The sequence below is a fragment of the Pedobacter alpinus genome (assembly GCF_042684645.1).
GTDB classification, from domain to species: domain Bacteria; phylum Bacteroidota; class Bacteroidia; order Sphingobacteriales; family Sphingobacteriaceae; genus Pseudopedobacter; species Pseudopedobacter alpinus.
On the sequence record NZ_JBHULV010000024.1, the window covers coordinates 101,924 to 118,486 of the forward strand.

Annotated in this window: 19 protein-coding genes; 6 read left to right on the forward strand and 13 right to left on the reverse strand. The window is 33.1% G+C overall.

All coding sequences use genetic code 11. The annotated features are described in order from the left end of the window. The first annotated feature begins 4 nt into the window (after positions 1–4). On the forward strand, positions 5–835 hold the full coding sequence (locus tag ACFSSE_RS08245) for an alpha/beta fold hydrolase (protein ID WP_379045771.1): 831 nt from the start codon (positions 5–7) through the stop codon (positions 833–835). Here the strand turns inward: ACFSSE_RS08245 and ACFSSE_RS08250 are convergent. Continuing rightward, positions 832–1,971, reverse strand: a complete 1,140-nt coding sequence (locus tag ACFSSE_RS08250; RefSeq protein WP_379045774.1) for a putative sensor domain DACNV-containing protein — start codon at positions 1,969–1,971, stop codon at positions 832–834. The genes ACFSSE_RS08245 and ACFSSE_RS08250 overlap by 4 nt on opposite strands. Before the next feature lie 234 nt (positions 1,972–2,205). On the opposite strand from ACFSSE_RS08250, the gene ACFSSE_RS08255 reads away from it, so the two are divergent. The 3 genes from ACFSSE_RS08255 to ACFSSE_RS08265 all read left to right on the forward strand — a co-directional run bounded on the left by ACFSSE_RS08255 (position 2,206) and on the right by ACFSSE_RS08265 (position 6,056). Beyond that, positions 2,206–2,985, forward strand: coding sequence for an ABC transporter ATP-binding protein (locus ACFSSE_RS08255; RefSeq protein WP_379045776.1), 780 nt, complete (start codon positions 2,206–2,208; stop codon positions 2,983–2,985). A gap of 3 nt (positions 2,986–2,988) precedes the next feature. Next, complete coding sequence (locus ACFSSE_RS08260; RefSeq protein WP_379045780.1) at positions 2,989–4,665, forward strand: hypothetical protein; 1,677 nt, start codon at positions 2,989–2,991, stop codon at positions 4,663–4,665. A 203-nt stretch (positions 4,666–4,868) separates the two neighbouring features. Beyond that, positions 4,869–6,056 carry an MFS transporter gene (locus tag ACFSSE_RS08265; protein WP_379045783.1) on the forward strand — a complete coding sequence of 396 codons (1,188 nt, stop codon included), beginning with the start codon at positions 4,869–4,871 and terminating at the stop codon, positions 6,054–6,056. Positions 6,057–6,063: 7 nt separating this feature from the next. Here ACFSSE_RS08265 and ACFSSE_RS08270 read toward each other — a convergent pair whose 3' ends face one another. After that, on the reverse strand, positions 6,064–6,546 hold the full coding sequence (locus ACFSSE_RS08270; RefSeq protein WP_379045786.1) for a hypothetical protein: 483 nt from the start codon (positions 6,544–6,546) through the stop codon (positions 6,064–6,066). Between the two features lie 65 nt (positions 6,547–6,611). After that, positions 6,612–7,001 (reverse strand): DUF1398 domain-containing protein, encoded by a 390-nt coding sequence (locus tag ACFSSE_RS08275; RefSeq protein WP_379045789.1) that lies wholly within the window; start codon positions 6,999–7,001, stop codon positions 6,612–6,614. 112 nt (positions 7,002–7,113) lie between these two features. On the opposite strand from ACFSSE_RS08275, the gene ACFSSE_RS08280 reads away from it, so the two are divergent. After that, positions 7,114–7,332, forward strand: coding sequence for a DUF6500 family protein (locus tag ACFSSE_RS08280; RefSeq protein ID WP_379045792.1), 219 nt, complete (start codon positions 7,114–7,116; stop codon positions 7,330–7,332). Positions 7,333–7,476: 144 nt separating this feature from the next. On the opposite strand, the gene ACFSSE_RS08285 is transcribed toward ACFSSE_RS08280, so the two are convergent. The 8 genes from ACFSSE_RS08285 to ACFSSE_RS08320 form a co-directional block, all read right to left on the reverse strand. Beyond that, positions 7,477–10,311 (reverse strand): M16 family metallopeptidase, encoded by a 2,835-nt coding sequence (locus ACFSSE_RS08285; protein ID WP_379045795.1) that lies wholly within the window; start codon positions 10,309–10,311, stop codon positions 7,477–7,479. 160 nt (positions 10,312–10,471) lie between these two features. Next, the gene (locus tag ACFSSE_RS08290; protein WP_379045798.1) at positions 10,472–11,005 is read right to left on the reverse strand and encodes an AAA family ATPase; all 534 of its coding nucleotides are present in this window, start codon (positions 11,003–11,005) and stop codon (positions 10,472–10,474) included. A 379-nt stretch (positions 11,006–11,384) separates the two neighbouring features. Next, positions 11,385–12,002 carry a nicotinamide riboside transporter PnuC gene (pnuC, locus tag ACFSSE_RS08295; protein ID WP_379045801.1) on the reverse strand — a complete coding sequence of 206 codons (618 nt, stop codon included), beginning with the start codon at positions 12,000–12,002 and terminating at the stop codon, positions 11,385–11,387. A 69-nt stretch (positions 12,003–12,071) separates the two neighbouring features. Then, positions 12,072–12,596, reverse strand: a complete 525-nt coding sequence (locus ACFSSE_RS08300; RefSeq protein ID WP_379045804.1) for a hypothetical protein — start codon at positions 12,594–12,596, stop codon at positions 12,072–12,074. Positions 12,597–12,885: 289 nt separating this feature from the next. Continuing rightward, on the reverse strand, positions 12,886–13,107 hold the full coding sequence (locus ACFSSE_RS08305) for a hypothetical protein (RefSeq protein WP_379045807.1): 222 nt from the start codon (positions 13,105–13,107) through the stop codon (positions 12,886–12,888). 185 nt (positions 13,108–13,292) lie between these two features. After that, complete coding sequence (locus ACFSSE_RS08310) at positions 13,293–13,955, reverse strand: DUF2490 domain-containing protein (protein WP_379100849.1); 663 nt, start codon at positions 13,953–13,955, stop codon at positions 13,293–13,295. 10 nt (positions 13,956–13,965) lie between these two features. Next, entirely contained in the window at positions 13,966–14,547 is a 582-nt protein-coding gene (locus ACFSSE_RS08315) for a hypothetical protein (protein WP_379045813.1), read from the reverse strand. A gap of 344 nt (positions 14,548–14,891) precedes the next feature. After that, the gene (locus ACFSSE_RS08320; RefSeq protein ID WP_379045831.1) at positions 14,892–15,053 is read right to left on the reverse strand and encodes a transposase; all 162 of its coding nucleotides are present in this window, start codon (positions 15,051–15,053) and stop codon (positions 14,892–14,894) included. A 148-nt stretch (positions 15,054–15,201) separates the two neighbouring features. Here ACFSSE_RS08320 and ACFSSE_RS08325 point away from each other — a divergent pair, with 148 nt between their 5' ends. Then, positions 15,202–15,399 carry a helix-turn-helix domain-containing protein gene (locus ACFSSE_RS08325; protein ID WP_379045834.1) on the forward strand — a complete coding sequence of 66 codons (198 nt, stop codon included), beginning with the start codon at positions 15,202–15,204 and terminating at the stop codon, positions 15,397–15,399. Between the two features lie 213 nt (positions 15,400–15,612). Here the strand turns inward: ACFSSE_RS08325 and ACFSSE_RS08330 are convergent, their stop codons facing one another. Beyond that, entirely contained in the window at positions 15,613–15,774 is a 162-nt protein-coding gene (locus ACFSSE_RS08330) for a hypothetical protein (protein WP_379045816.1), read from the reverse strand. Between the two features lie 2 nt (positions 15,775–15,776). Then, entirely contained in the window at positions 15,777–16,307 is a 531-nt protein-coding gene (locus tag ACFSSE_RS08335) for a hypothetical protein (RefSeq protein WP_379045819.1), read from the reverse strand. Positions 16,308–16,563 lie beyond the last annotated feature (256 nt).

A 16,563-nucleotide genomic window follows, 5' to 3' on the forward strand; every position in this document is an offset into this window, starting at 1 on the left:
ATCAATGACCAATCACTATTTTGAAAACCAGCTTGTAAAAATGCACTATTACCAATTTGGTAGTGGCCCAGAAGCAATGCTTTGTTTTCATGGTTATGGCATGCATGGCAAACAGTTTAGATATTTAGAAGCTACATTAGGCAACCAATATACCTTTTACGGGTTCGATTTATTTTTTCATAAAGAGACAAAATTGATTAATCAAACTGTAGAAACGGTTAAAAAAGGAATTTCTAAAAAAGAATTAAGTCAGCTTTTTATTGATTTTTGTGCGCACAAAAGCATTCAAGATTTTTCTGTTATAGCCTATTCTATGGGTAGTTTTTATGCTTGTACATTAGCAGAAGAAATCCCCGAAAGGATAAACGAAATTATATTAGCAGCGCCATCAAGCCTTAAACCTGGGAGATTAGTTACTTTTTTTAGTGCCAATAAAATTGGGAACAAACTTTTAGAACGCTTGGCATTAAGCGATAATGGAATGTTAGGGTTATTATCGCTTTTAAAAAGAATAAAGGTAATTGACCAAAAAGCTTACGAGATTTTATATAGAGAAATAGCCACTCCAGAACTTAGATTTAGCTTTTTTGCTTGTGCCAGTTATTTGCGTTTTTTAAAGTTAGATGTTTCAAAATTTATTCAGCAACTTAACCAACACCAAATACCCAGTGTTTTTATTTTCGGTAAACGCGATGGAAGTTTTCCAGCTAAAATTGGTAAAATTATTATCCCACAAATAAATAATGCAAAACAGTTAATTATAGATGAAAACCATGATATGATTAATGCTGATTTTGCAAAGCATTTGGCTGGTTTATTATCCGTAAAACCTTAAATCAGCAAAGTATCAATTCGGTAAGCTTGCACCATTTCTTGTGCCAAAGACCAAGAAAAAACGGTGAAATGTCCATCTTGTGAAGCAACTAAAGCAACAGCATCATGCTGGTCGTGAACAAATTGTGCGGCTGATAAATGCCTTGTACCTCCAATTTCTCCAATGTATTTACGCACTTCTTCGCCATTAATAATTGGTTCTATATACAAAACTTGTTCAACTGTAGTACTGTGGCTGCTTCTTACTATTTTTGCCCCAAAAGTATGTAAATGATGGTCTCTGCTAACTACCGTTGCGCCATCAATTGCAGTTAAGCCAGCAATATTTTCTACTTCATTACGCAAAGCTGCTTGCCATAAAACTTCGCCATATTCTGTATGATTGGTATTTAATAAGGTTGCCAATGAATCAAAACTTGGGTGCAAGGGATATTGCAAAGGGTGTACAATTGAGCGTTTCCAATCAGAAGAGTTTGGTGGTACAACTAATAAAATACCACCATGTTGGTGCGCTCGCATAGATACCGCCAACTGTATAAAAACATTTACGCCATTATTAAAAGTGCAAGGCGCATCAATGTCTAATAAAGCGGTTACAATTGGCGGGCATTCTTTTAGAGTCCCACAATCTTTATCAATCACTTTTATCTCATCACCTTTTAAAACGGCAACATTGGTATATTTTCCAAAACCATGTAAACGGCGGTGTTTAACCACAATTAAGCCAGGCTCAGAAACATCTAAAACAAAACAAAAATTAGGAATTTTTAAGGTTGTACCCCAAATATATAGAAAGCCGTTCTCTTCCCAAACACCTAAATGAATACCTGCTCTTTCAATTCCTGGAGCAATTTTAGTTAAATTTGCCGCATTCAAAGGAAATTTTACCCCAAAAACTAAAGGTTGTTCTGCCTGTTCTGGAGCTAAAAAAGCGATGGATATTTTTGGAGATTTACCTTCTTCTTTTCTTAAACTTGCCCAAAAAGCAGCGTTTATAATTTCTGAAATAATTTTTTGATTTGGCGCATCAGCTAAACCCAACTCGCCTTTTGCACTTGCCAAGCCTATTAAATTATTAAAATGAGCTTCTATAATTGGTGAAGCGGTATTTGCGGCTTGGTAAGTGGTTTTACTCATAGCTATAAAATTAAATTTTCTAAACTAAAAATCCGCTACTTTAGGTTTAATTTACGTTTTTTCAACAAAATTTCATAAAGCTCGATATAAATCCTTAAAACAAATGTTAGATTTTTAGTTGAGTGTAAGTTTTTTGTTGAATCAATTGTTTACCTAAACAACTATAGACAAATAAAGAAAAGGCCACGTTATAAACCGTAACAAAATCCTATTTTTAAGCTCTAAAACATCAATATGGAAATTACCCTAACACCAATCATCAGCATCAGCAACCTTAAAAAAAGCTATGGCGATAAACAAGTTTTAAAAGGTATCAATTTAGAAATTTACCCCGGACAAGTTATAGGCTATATTGGGCCTAACGGAGCTGGAAAATCTACCACGGTTAAAATTTTAACAGGTTTAATTAGCGATTTTGAAGGAGAAGTTACGGTAGAAGGCAAAAGAATTAAGGATGACATAACAGCTATAAAAAGCCAAATAGGTTACGTACCAGAAAACGCTGAGATATATGATGTGCTTACTCCGTTAGAGTATTTAGATTTTATAGGCAAACTTTATGGAATGGATGAAGACCAAATTGCTACCAGAGCCCAAAAATTATTGACAGCTTTTGGTATTGGAACAAACGCAAATCAAAGAATGGACACTTTTTCTAAAGGAATGCGCCAAAAGGTTTTACTGATATCGGGCATTTTACACAATCCTAAGATTTTAATTTTAGATGAGCCTTTATCTGGTTTAGATGCTAACGCCGTAATTATGGTGAAAGAGTTAATTGCTTTGTTGGCCAAAGAAGGCAAAACAATTTTCTATTGCTCGCACATGATGGATGTGGTAGAAAAAGTAGCGGACAGGATACTATTGATTAACAACGGTGAAATTATTGCCGACGGTTCTTTTGAAGAATTAAAAGCCGGTGGAAACCAAACCTTAGAAAACATTTTTGCAAAACTTACCGGCAAAGAGGAAAGTAATAAAGAAGCCAACGATGTTTTAAACGCCTTAAATTAAGCCATGCTAAACAAATTTGTTTTAAATTTTGTAATGCTTTTTAAAAGCATTTATGCCCGTTTTGGTGTAGATGTTACTCAACTTCGTATTATCTTAAGCACTAAAATGCTAATGGATGACAGAAGACCGAATGTTTACAGTCACAGCCAAAAAAAGAAGAAAGAAACAAATAATGCCAGTTGGCTAACCATGTTGGTGCTGCTTATTATGGGTGTTTTTTTAATGGTGATGCTAATCGTAATTAAAAAACCATTAGTTGGCCAAACTATATTTTTTTCGGCCTTTATGGTGATGTTGGCTGTTACGCTTATTTCTGATTTTACCAGCGTTTTAATTGATGTTAGAGATAATTACATCATATTACCTCGTCCAGTATCTGATATTACATTTACAGTTGCTCGTATTTTGCACATTGCTACACATACATCAAAAATGGCATTTGCCTTGGCTTTACCCGGCTTGGTATATATTTCTATTTGGGAAGGCCCGTTATTGGGTTTACTGTTTATTTTACAGGTATTTATAGCTACCCTGTTAAGTATATTTTTAGTTAATATTACCTATTTAATTGTTTTAAAAATAACCAGTCCGCAAAGGTTTAAAGACTTTATTTCCTATTTTCAAATCATATTATCTGTTGGCATTTTTGCTGCATATTATACCCTTCCTAAATTAATAAGTGCTAGTACGCTTAACAGTTTTGAAATTAAAAGTATTAAAACATTGGCAATTGTACCATCCGTTTGGATTGCTGCTTTAAATGAATTGGCTGTAAACCCAAAATCGGCAGATTTAATTCTTGTAGTTTATGCAAGTTTAGCTTTAGTTAGTCCTTTTATAGCCATGTATTTGGTGGTTAAAATATTGGCGCCAGGGTTTAACCAAAAGCTTTCTTCCATTAGCGGTAGCGGTAATGAAGATCAAACAGATACTAAACTAAACAATAACAACTTTTTAAATAAGATTGCTAAGGTATTAGCGCCAAAACCAATAGAAAACGCTGGTTTTAAAATTACATGGTTGCTTACATCTCGTTACCGAGATTTTAAAGTAAAGGTTTATCCGGCTTTTGCTTACGTACCAGTTTACTTTTTTTATTTCGGTTTTATGAATAAGAAGGGAAGCATTGCACAAAATTGGGAAAATATGCGAGAAGGCAATATGTACATTTTGCTACTTTACCTTACAAGTTTTGTGCTAACTTCTGTATTGCAACATGTAAGCATAACAGAGAAACATAAAGCAGCATGGGTATATTTTAGCACTCCGTTACACCACCCCGGACAAGTTTTAGGCGGTATGTTTAAAGCTGTTATAGTAAAATATTTTTTACCGTATTTTTTAGCAGTAGGTATTTTTAGTATCAGTTTTTGGGGCATTAAAGTTTTTAACGATTTGATTTTGGTTTTTATGGTGAGCGTAATTTATGCTTTACTCATTGCCTTATTTCAGGTTAAAGGTTTACCGTTTTCGCAACCTGTTAATGTTAAAAAAGGCGGAAAAATGTTTATTGGTATGTTTTTGATGATAATACCTGCTGTTTTAGGTTTTATACATTATTGGGCGGCAGAATGGGAAACAGCCATTTGGATATTTGCTGCTTTAATGACTATTGCTGCCTGGCAATGCTTTGTGCAATACCGAAAAGAAAGTTGGGATAGTTTAGAAGCAATAGAATAAATTTTACTCCTATTCTAATTTGTAATTTTAATTCAGCAAAGTCATATCATTTTTAACTCATAAAAAATTAAAAGCCAGCCAATATTATTTGCAACCACATTAAAAGCAGTACTTTTGTTAAAAAAGCGCAATCTTGTTGCCTTATCCAATTAAAAAATCCAAGTTACTCTGTAGGATTTTATACAAAATAAAATTTAGAGATTTTGAAAAAGAGTTTAATAGCGCTTGGTTTAGGCGGTTTGGGTATAGGTACAACAGAATTTGTAATGATGGGCTTATTGCCCGATATCGCTAAAGATTTTGATATCAGCATACCGGTAGCTGGGCATTTAATATCTTCATACGCATTAGGTGTAGTTATAGGTGCTCCTATTTTAGTGGCTTCAGCTGCTAATTTTGAGCCAAAAAAAATATTAATGGCTTTAATGGCTGTTTTTACAGTTTTTAATGCGTTTTCTGCTTTTGCACCAGACAATACAACTTTATTAATTACTCGCCTACTTTCTGGCTTACCACATGGCGCTTTTTTTGGAGTAGCTTCAGTTGTTGCTAGTCGTTTAGCAGATAAAGGAAAAGAAGCACAGGCTATTTCTGTTGTGCTTGGTGGGTTAACAATTGCTAACTTATTAACCGTTCCAATAGGGACTTACATTGGGCATCATTACTCGTGGCGATACACTTTTGCTTTAATTGCTATTATTGGTTTAATTACACTTGTAGCTATTCGTTTTTGGTTGCCTGCTTTACCTGTTAAGCGTAGCGGAGATATAAAATCTGAACTAAGTTTTTTTAAAAAGAAAGAAGCTTGGATGATACTGGGAATAACCGCAATTGGTACAGGGGGTTTGTTTGCTTGGATAAGCTACATTGCACCGCTTATGACAGAAGTTGGTGGTTTTGCTGCTGATACAGTGCCATATATTATGGTTTTAGCAGGTTTAGGAATGGTAGTAGGAAATATATTTGGTGGTAAACTGGCAGATAAAATTTCTCCAATTAAAGCTTGTTTAATTTTATTATTATGCATGGCAAGTGCTTTATTAATTATCTTTTTTACTGCAGAAATTAAAGCAATATCTTTAATAATGACTTTTATTGCCGGCGGACTGTCTTTAGCGGTTGGCGCTCCTATCCAGATTTTAATGATTAAGACTGCCCGTGAGGCTGAAATGTTAGGAGCTGCTGCTACACAAGCGGCTTTTAATGTAGGCAATGCATTAGGTGCCTTTTTTGGTGGTATTCCTATAGCTTTAGGTTATGGCTATACTTCGCCAGAAATCGTAGGCGTTGTAATGGCCTTAATTGGGGTTGCAATGGCTTTTACTTTAATGAAACAGAATAATAAAGAAGCAACTATTTTATCAGAGAAAAAGGAATACCTGGTTAATTAAAAATAATTTAAAACACCATTTTTAACCCTACACCATTGCCGGCGATACCAATATTAAAGTTTACTTTGGGCTTAAAACCAGTTTTTTGTAAGCCATTATTATAAGTTTCTACAGCATTTTTGGTGTGCTTTGTGTAAGCGGATGAAAATGGAATAGACAAACCAATTAAGCCTGCTCCAATTCCGGCTAAAGTCCAATTCGGTTTTCCGCCACCAATTGCGCTACCTAAAGGGTAACCAACTAAAAATCCGCCAATGCTTCCAAAAATTGTTGCTGGCGCATAATTACGTTTTGCTATTTGCATCTGCTGATAAGCTTCTGGGTTAGCTTCTGTAATGTTTAATAGTTGCTTTGGCGTTAAAGGTTTTCCGTTTTGTTTAAAAACGGTTCCAAATCCTTTTTTAACTTCAATAGTATCTGTTGAAATAGTAGTTTGATTAAAAGCATCTAAAAAACTAAATGCCATTAACATAAATAAAAGTGTTTTCATAGGGTTTTTAAATTAAGAATTAAAGGTAAAATAAGAAAAATAATTATGAAATTTATTTTGGAGATTTACTCAGGTATTTCCTCTTTTAAAATTTCATTCCCTAAAGTATCGTAATAAGTACAGTTCATTTTTTCCGTACAAACAATCCATTTTTCAATACCTGCATTTGCACAATCCTTACAAAAGGTTGGATAATCTGTTTTTCCGTTTTGGTGGGTTATTAAATCAGTTTTAAACGCTGTTGAATTAGCTTCATCCAATATTGTTAATAAACTATAAATTGCTGGTGACGAAACTTTAAAATCATCTTTACCATAATAATCTGTATGTCCATCACTAACAAAAGCTGTATAATTAGCAATACCCAATTTTTTAAGGTCTTGTATGTACGCAGGAAAATCTGCCCCTGATCTAACTTTACTATGTGCGTCTTTAATTTGTGTTATTGTGAACATGCTTTTTTATCTTGAACTTGTTATTAATGGTATTTAAATTTATGGAGATTTTACAAAAATGTAATTCAAAATAAAACAAAAATTTTACAGCTTAAAATAATAAATTAAAAATATGAATGATGTTATCAAACAAAAAATAATTAAAGTTTGTAACCATAAAATAGCCACAAAAGGAGAAAGTGTTGGTCTTTCTTTTTATGCTTTTTTTGCCAATAAAAATGATAATCCGGTTTTATTAATGGCTGTTGCCGAATGGTGGATTATGAAACACCAACTTGATCATTTTGAAAAAGCTGTGAAAATTAAAGAAATGGTTTTGGCTGATTTATAAATTTAAACTTGTAGTTGGTGTTATCACCAAACCATTTGTTTGATATAGTATGGTACACGGTAATAACAACCGTCGCAAGAAAAACAAAAAAGCCCTAGTTTACTAATTGCAAACTAAGGCTTTTTATCATCAGCGATAAGCGGATTATTTTTTCTCTGGCAACAATATTAATTTAATAAAGTTATTGGCGTTTAAGTACTGAATTGCTGTAGCTTTAATGCTTGCTGCTGTAACTTGATTTAAAGTAGTTAAATAAGTTAAAACGTCTTTAGGATTTTTGTTGCTGGTGTAAGCATCTTGCAAATAACCTAACCAAAATCCGTTTTCTCTTAACTGCAACTCTAACTGGCGATTTTCCTCCGCTTTAAACTTTTGCAAATCATCTGCGGTAGCACCACTTTTTTGTAATTGATTAACCTCATCAATTGCGGCAGCAATCAATTTATCAACGTTAGCGGTTGCGCAGCTAAAAGAAATACTTACACTGTATTTGTTTTTAGGTACATCATTATAACTAAGCCCAACTCCAGGACTGTAAACACCACTTTCTTTTTCACGTAAACGCTCTAAAATTTTAATTTCTAAAATAGCTTTTAAAGCATCTAGCTGTAGGTTTTCTTTGTTAGAATAGTTGTAATTACCGTGGTAAACCAAAGTTACATTTGCTTTGTCTTCTAAACCTTTATAAACTTTTTTGGTAACATCGCCTTTAATGGGCTCTAAACCTAAATCTTTAAAGTTTTCTTTTGCAGCTGTAGCAGGTAAACTTGCTAAATAAGTAGCCAATAAAGGTTTAATTTCTTCCACTTTAAAGTTGCCTACAAAAGTGAAAGTAAAATCGGCCGCGTTAGCAAAGCGCTCTTTATAAAACGCCATTGCTTTGTCTAAATTTATTTGATCTAACTCTGGTATAGTAATTTGTTGTGCTCTTTTTTTGTAGCTATTTAAAACAGCGCTTGCTGTATCTTGAAAAACTGCTGTAGGCTGCGTTAAACGGTTACTTAAAACAGTTTTCATGCTTTCTAGCTGTGTTTTTAAAACACTTGGGTCTTTACGTGGCGCTGTAAAATACAAATGAGTTAATTGTAAAGCTGTTTCTAAATCTTTAGGACTAGAGCTTCCGCTTAAACCTTCGCTATAAGTACTAATGTATGGGTTTACCCTGGCTACTTTACCTGTGAGTAATTTGCCTAATTGCGATTCGTCAAATTCTCCAATTCCAGAAGAAGTTATTAATCCGTCTGCCATTTCTGCTGAACGGAAATCGGCTTCTGAAGCTAAAGAAGTACCACCTTTACTTGTTGCGCTAAAAATAATTTGATCATTTTTAAAATCTGTTGGTTTTAAAATTACTTTTATTCCGTTAGATAAAGTAAGTTCTGTAACACCAATTTCATCTACTTTTTTCTCGCTAGCAACAGTACCAGCGCTTGGCTTTTTCTCCATTAAAGGTTTGTTAACTGTATTATCAACATAAGCTTGTACGTCTTGACCAGCACTTTTTACCCAAGTTAATAAAGTAGCCTCTGTAGGTAGGTTTTCTTTCTCTTTTTCTGGTGCCTGTACAATTGCAATTAAATTGTTTTCGGTTACAAAAGTTGCTGCTAATGCATTAATTTCAGCTACAGAAATGCTTGTTAAGCTTTTGGTATAAAAATCATGAATATAATCTATACTTGGTATTGGCTGCCCTTTTAAAAAGCTTTCTACATATTGCTGTACAAAAGCAGCAGATTTTGTTTTATCTTTTTCTTTAAATTGTTTGTCAATACCGGTTTGTAAATTGGTTTTCGCTCTTTCTAATTCGGTTGTGGTAAAACCAAATTTCTTCATGCGTATGTTTTCTGCAAGTACTGCTTTTAAGGCCGCCTCTAAACCTTTAGCATCTTTAGAAACTGCCATACTGTTAAAAGCATCTAAATTAACTAAACCACCTTGAAAAGCACCATAACTACTTTGTGCAAAAACAAACGGAGCATTTCCTTTTTGTACAATTTCTGTTAACCTTGCGCCCAACATACTGTTAATTAAGCTGGTTAAAATTTTAGTTTTTAATTGCGCTTCGTCCTTTTCAATTACTTCCGCATGTTTGTAAGTAACTGTTGCAATATTGTATGGAAACTCTGGGTCTGTTACAATTTTAACTAACGGTTCTGCATTATCCGGAATGCTATATTCTTCTCTAGCTCTTTGGTTTGTTGGATTTTTAAGTTCAGAAAAATTGTCTTTAATTAATTGCACTACTTTTGCTACATCAAAATCGCCAACAGCAATAACTGCTTGTAAATTTGGGCGATACCAATCTTTATAAAACTGTTTGATAGTTTCATATTTAAAGGTATTAAGCACCTCTAAATTCCCAATGGGAAGCCTATCCGCATATCTTGAGTTTGCCAATAAAAAAGGTAATAATTGCTTGCTCATACGCTCTTGCGCATTTTTCCCTCTTTGGCGGTCTTCTTCTACAATTACACCACGCTCTTGGTCAATTTCATTATCATCAAAGCTAACCAAGCCTGCCCAATTTGATAATATATCGAAACCTTTTTCAAAAACAGCAACACTATCTGTTGGTAATGGCAATTGGTAAACAGTTTGGTTAAAACCAGTGTATGCATTCAAATCGGCACCAAAACGAACACCTGCTTTTTGTAAATAACTTATTAATTCGTTTTTAGGGAAATCACGTGTACCGTTAAAAGCCATGTGTTCTGTAAAATGGGCTAAACCTCTTTGGTCGTCATTTTCTACAATAGAACCAATTTTGTTTACCAAATAAAGCTCGGCCCTGTTTTTTGGTTCTACATTTTTTCTGATGTAATAGGTTAAACCATTTGGCAAAGTACCAATTACCACATTACTATCTATTGGAATAGTTGCTGATTTAGTGTTATTTGCGGTATCTGTACTTATTTTTGGGCTACAGGCAGCAATTGTTAATGCAATAGCAGCTGCAGAGGCTAAATAATTAATTCTCATAAGTTTAATTTAATATAATTTTGTGATTTTGTTAATAGTTTGATTTTTTAGCGTGATAAGATAATTATTTAATTGAATAAATTAATTTTGCTTTTAAATTCTGAGTGTTTAATTAAAATTTTAAAGTGTTTCACGAAATTTACTTAATAAAAGTAAAATGTCAATAGTTTTTATCTAAAAATGCATCAATTGCTTCAATAGCGTTTTCAATTCTGTTGTTTACACCGCCAACTTCTGTATAAACTGCATTTAAAGCTTTTAACTCTTTGCGCCAAATATTCATAAAATAATCTCCCATGTCTTTAAAATCTCTTAAAGGGTCTTCTTGCCACGGAATATCGTTTTTAAGCAACACATAAAAATCATAATAATGAGATTTTAGCTTGTCTAATACTGGCTGCGGAGTTTCTCCCAATTGGTAATCGCTCCAAATTTTTACGGTTAAAAATGTAGTATCGCAAATAAGTAAATTATTTTGCGCAACAACCTCCATAGATTTCTCTATAGCCATTTGTCCGTAAAACATGTTTAACTCATCTTGTAAAGTACAATCGGCGGTTAGGCCTTCACAATAGTAACGAGCATATTCTGGAACCCAAACTGTTTTGTAATGTTTAGCTAAAGCTGCAGATATGGTAGATTTTCCGGTAGATTCTGGTCCAACTACTGCTATTTTAATTAATTTTTTATTCATTAAAACTTATGTTACAATATAAAGTATTAGTGAAACTATATTCAATACCTTATAAATTAAAGCCAAACCACACAACCTTTCCTGCCCTCATGCCGGGCAATGGCAGATACTTTTTTCATTTTTCATCATTTCATTTTTTTGGTATTCAAGAGTGCTACGCAATTTTTTCCGCAAAAAAGTATCCAAAACCCGAGCGAAAGCGAACACATGAAAACCTATAAAAACAATAAACAAATTGAATAAACTCTCGCCTGCGCCTGATGCTGTCAAAGTTATTGCTTTTACTTCTTCATCATATCCGCACCAGACAAGGGCGAATTTATCGGTAATTAATGTTTCTACTAAAACTTTAATAATGTTTAATAACAGTTGAAACTCATTAAAAGCTTTTTTGCCTTTTTATGCTTTTTTTCCAGCTGATGTAGCCTTGCAAAGCTATAAATACAAATATAAAATATAACGCAGCAGTAGCCAATAAGTTTTTATGAATGTATAGCGGTATGTAAATGATATCGACAAAAATCCAAATTAACCAATTTTCTATTTTTTTACGCGTTAATAGGTATTGCGCAACAAAACTGGTAACTGTACAAAAGCCATCAATATAGGGTACGTCTGTATCGGTATAATTATCTAAAAGATATCCAAATATAAAACTCCCTACTAATAATATAATGGCAATTGTAAACCAATCTTTTTTATTAATGTGCGAAACGGGCCTTTCTGCTTTTAGGGAGTTAAGATGCCCATAAGACCAGTAATACCAACCGTAAATTGCAGTTCCTAAAAAGTAAAATTGCAAAATGGTATCGCCATAAAGCTTGGCATTATAAAAAATATAAATGTAGGTGGCAACACTTAATATGGAAACTGGCCAATTTAAAATATGCTCTTTAGCAGCCAAATAAACACATAAAGCACCAGTAATTACACCAAACCACTCAACATAAGTTATGGCTTTAAATTGTTCTAAAATAGTAGAAAGTAATTGCTCCAAAATAAAAAAAATCTTATCCCGAAAGATGGGGATAAGATTTTAGGCATCAAAATAAATTGAGTTTTTCTTTTAATTGGTATTTGCAGGGCTGGTATTAAATCCGATACTGGCTTTTACACTTAAATCAACACTTAAGCTGTTTTGCAAAATGTAATCCATTCTTATACGTACGTTTCCAGTTTTCACATAATCATCTAAAAACTTACTGTTATCAATATCTAAAACTAAGCTATTGCCTGTGGTTGCAGCAACATCGTTTCTTGATGCTACTAAAGCTTCATTACTTCCATTTAGTAAGTAAACTTTAATAGATTTAAAAACGCCTAAGTTTTGGTTTGTTGGGTTTACGGCTTCAATTTTAGCAGATGAAATTCTTACTTGGCTAATTTGACTTGTATTAGAACCGTTGCCAGTAAAAATTTGGTCAATACTACTTGCCGAACTTGTAGCAGATATTGTTTTGCCAGTTTGAGAACTTGCAGGAATAATTAATGTTGAAGTATATGGAAATGTTGATTTTACAATAGATTGTAAAGTTGCACAACTGCTAATGAATATGGTTAGGATGAATAATCCTGAAGCTAATTTTTTCATAATTGTTTTTTTATAGATTGAAGGCAAAGATTATTCCAAAAAATAGTATTATTGATTTATAAAACATTACTTATGAAAACTACTTTATTCAATCTCTTTATCTGCTTTTTTTAATTCTTTCTTTTACAGCTTGTAATAAGCCACAAAAATTTTCTTTAAAAGCTAATTACAGCAATACCAAATTAAAGCCTACCCTATTAATTAAAAATGCTGATGGTAATGTAATTTTGAGTGAAAACATGGCTGATGGGAAGTTTGAGAAAGAGTTAAGCGTTCTAAAAGAAGGTTTTTATACCATTTTAATGCATGATGATGATGAGAAATTAGTGCCAGAAATAATATAATTGGTTTCGCCTAAATTCTCAGCATTTGTAATTATTCGAGTATCAGAATTTCTGTTGTATAATTCAGACGCTAAATAAAACCCGTTGTATTTAAAATGAAAATCAGCACCATAATATCTAATGTTTGCTGTTTGTGAATTGAATAAAAATTCTCCCAGTTGCCCCATTTTTCTGGTAGCTGAGTTGTTGAATGCCTAAAAAAAATGAACAGCCTAAAATTGATTGTTAAAATAGAAACACAACAACGTTAAATCCATAACAAATGTGAATGTGTAAGGTTCCGTCCAACCATAGTTTCTTTGTTGGCTCTCAGAGCATAACGAAGCCTTAGCTATTGCATGTAGCTGCTACTCTAAAAGAACCAATTTATGGTAAGCCATGATGTAAAATGGGTTTGATTGTCTATAAATGAAGCAAAACGGTTATCCAATCCCAATTCTATCTTGTGCTGATCATTAATTACATAGCCTATGTTAGGAACTGCTCTTAATTCTAGATCATATTCATCATCTTGAATACTGTGGAGTGCCTCTGTATTAAATTTAAGATAAAACTCTTTAACATCTACTTTTAAACCCGATAGCGGTATTTCTGCACTTAATCTATACCTTAACCTAAATTCAGTAGATTCATTAGAAGAAAAGGTTTGGTCAGTAACTAATCTATGTGCTACACGAAATTTCTCTATTTTTGTTTGAAATATAAATTGCTGAATGGTCCTGTAGGTTACAGCCTCAGGTTCTATTCGTGTTAAAAATCCTAAAATAACTTTTGAGTTTAAACCTACTTTTCTTCCTACCAAAGCGGTAACATCACTTAGTGAATATTTATATTTGAAAACACTACTTTGTGAAGTACTGTTTTCAAACACGAAATGTCTTGATTCAAACTTGAAATTTGCTTCCCACACCTTATTTATTTTTTGGTTGTAATTTACAGAAGGTAAAAATCCAACTCTGGTTTGAGTTTGTGCATAAATATCCTTTAAGCTTATCAACATAAAGAATATCAACAAGAATTTCATTCTAATATACAAGGTGGTCGGCATTATCTTGTATAATCTGTAAAACATCCTGTATTTCTCCCTTTTCATTAAAGGTAATTTCATAGAGTTGTGTGTTTCCTACAACTTTTCCTTTTAAAACTATCTCGTAAGAAACTTTTACAGAATCGGTTGGTTCATTTTTGTTTATTGAATTTATGATTTCTTTAGGTTTTCCTTTGTATTGTTTTTGTATCTTCTGAAATTTCCATTTTTGGTAAAGAGAATCAAGTTTATGTTCTATTTTAACGTACGCGGCATTAATTATTTCACTTTTTTTAATGATAAATTCTACGTCTTGTATGTGTCCTAATGTGTCAAATTCAACACTAAATTTCTTCTTGTTGTGCTTAAATTTGGCTTCGGTAGAAACACCATTAAGGCTTATTTCTTTATACCATTTTACTTTAGAATCCGGACCTATTGAATCAATAAACGCTAATGCAGATTGAGGAATAATTTCAGACTTTATTCTATATTCTCTTTCATATTTTTGCTGTGCCTTTAATACAAATGGAAAAAGTAATAAAAAGGCTATGGATAAAATTACACTTTCTGTTTTCATAAATTTATCTTGGTTTTGTTCATTTGAAAATTTTTGAAGAAATGGCATTAATGCAGAATCATTATTGCACAGTACTAAACTACTAAATTGAATCCCTTTACCAAACTCTATTTTAATAGAAGCAGAATTTTGTGCAAATGAGTTATAATGAAATGCTAAAATTGAAATAATAATTGAGCATTTTTTTTTTGCTTTTCTTAAAAAACATGTGTTATTAATTTTTAAAAATGGATTTTTATACCAATTTAGATATAAAACGCCGTATTAAATGCTGTCAGATAATGGTGGTTTCCAGTGATTGATTTTATCGTCTCCTCTTTCATATCCTTTACCATGTTGTTGAGCTATTCCTTTAGGCTTTCCATGGTCTCGAAGCGCTGGTTCTTGAACCTGTTCTTGATGTATTGCCAAACCTGTTCGCATGGGTTCAGTTCCGGGTTGTACGGAGATATGTTCAGCAGGTATATGTTGTCCGGTGGAGATTCCGGTGAAGTTGCCCACCCTATTCCGAATTAAACTGACCAGTCATTCCGTTAGAAACTGACCAGGGTATTCCGCTGGAAAGTGACCAGGTAAGGACGTTGAAAGATGCTGTAAAATCAAGCCTATTTTTGGGGGATTAACACCTCAAAAATGGCAAATACGACAATCAGCATGAATAAGATAAGACAAATCCTCAGGATGTCCCATCAGGGGCGTAGCATCATGTCCATTACGGTACAGAGCGGTTGTTCCCGTAATACGGTAAGGAAATACATTTCTGCATTTATTCATGGAGACTTTAGAATGGAGCTACAGGGTGAATACATGAGAAAAAAATGGAATCAGGAACCATCGAAAAATCACTCATAAATCTTTAAAATAATTATTACTTTTATCAAAGATCATAAGGCATCTTTCAACTCTCTCTGCCAGCTTAATCACTGGTCAGTTTCCACGGAATTACATGGTCAACTTCATCGGAATATACACCAGCACTAAAGTAAATAAAAAAGCACAAAATTTACTTAAACCACTGTCAACCATTTTTGTAAAAATTTGTTGCTGTTATGCCTAGTGCTTCTTTTAATTTACGTCCTGCAATTTGGTTTTTCCCTTTTCGGTCAGTAAGGCTTTTTTAGATTTCTTATTTTTGAAGTACGCCGATAAAGCCTTTTCTTCTTGAACTGTTAAAGGTTCTTGTCCACCTATAAAGTCAACTTCTAATTCTTTGATTGTTGTTTTCATATTTATGAATTTTGAAAATATTTATTGATTAGCATAAGTGCTGATTTGGTCTCTATAATCATCAATCTTCCACCGAAATGAAATGCACCAAGAGTCTTTTCATAATGGTCGATTAACTGCGTTTTAGAAATAAATGAAACATTTCCTTCGTTTCCCCTTTGGAAAGATAGCTTACAAGCAAATGCAACTAAATTTCCGGCAACACCTGCATACATTTTGGTCTTTCCCTTATTGAAAGGTGCATTTTCAACCAAGTGCATATAAACATGGTCGGTTTTTATTTCTAAACAAACTAAACCTTGAATAATGTTCGGATTGTTCCATATTGTCAACTTATAAACTTCTTTAACAGGATTTTTAAATTCTGATTTCCAGTCGAAAAGCCAGCCGTTCTTTTTAGTGATTAGTTTAATGTCTTGTTTTGTAAGGATAGAGATTTCGGTCGGAAAACTGTCTCCAGTTACCACATTTTCAATTGAGTTTGTAAGCTTGTCGATTATAAAGTCAAGTCCGATTTCTTTCTGTTTTTTCACAATACTAATTTACAAAAATAGATTGGAAATTCATTTTTTAGTCGTTTCCATTTTGTCGAGTAGCATTAGGCATAACGTTTTGAAAATTTGAGCAGAAATGGCATTGCTTGCAGAACCATTATCATACCGCACTAAATTAATTAAATAACTGATGAATTAACGTAAACCACCATATATTTTCAGAACTTTTTGTTGAACTAAACCTTCGGTAACTTATCGCTCGATAACCTGACCTTGTTCCTATCCGTATGAAAGA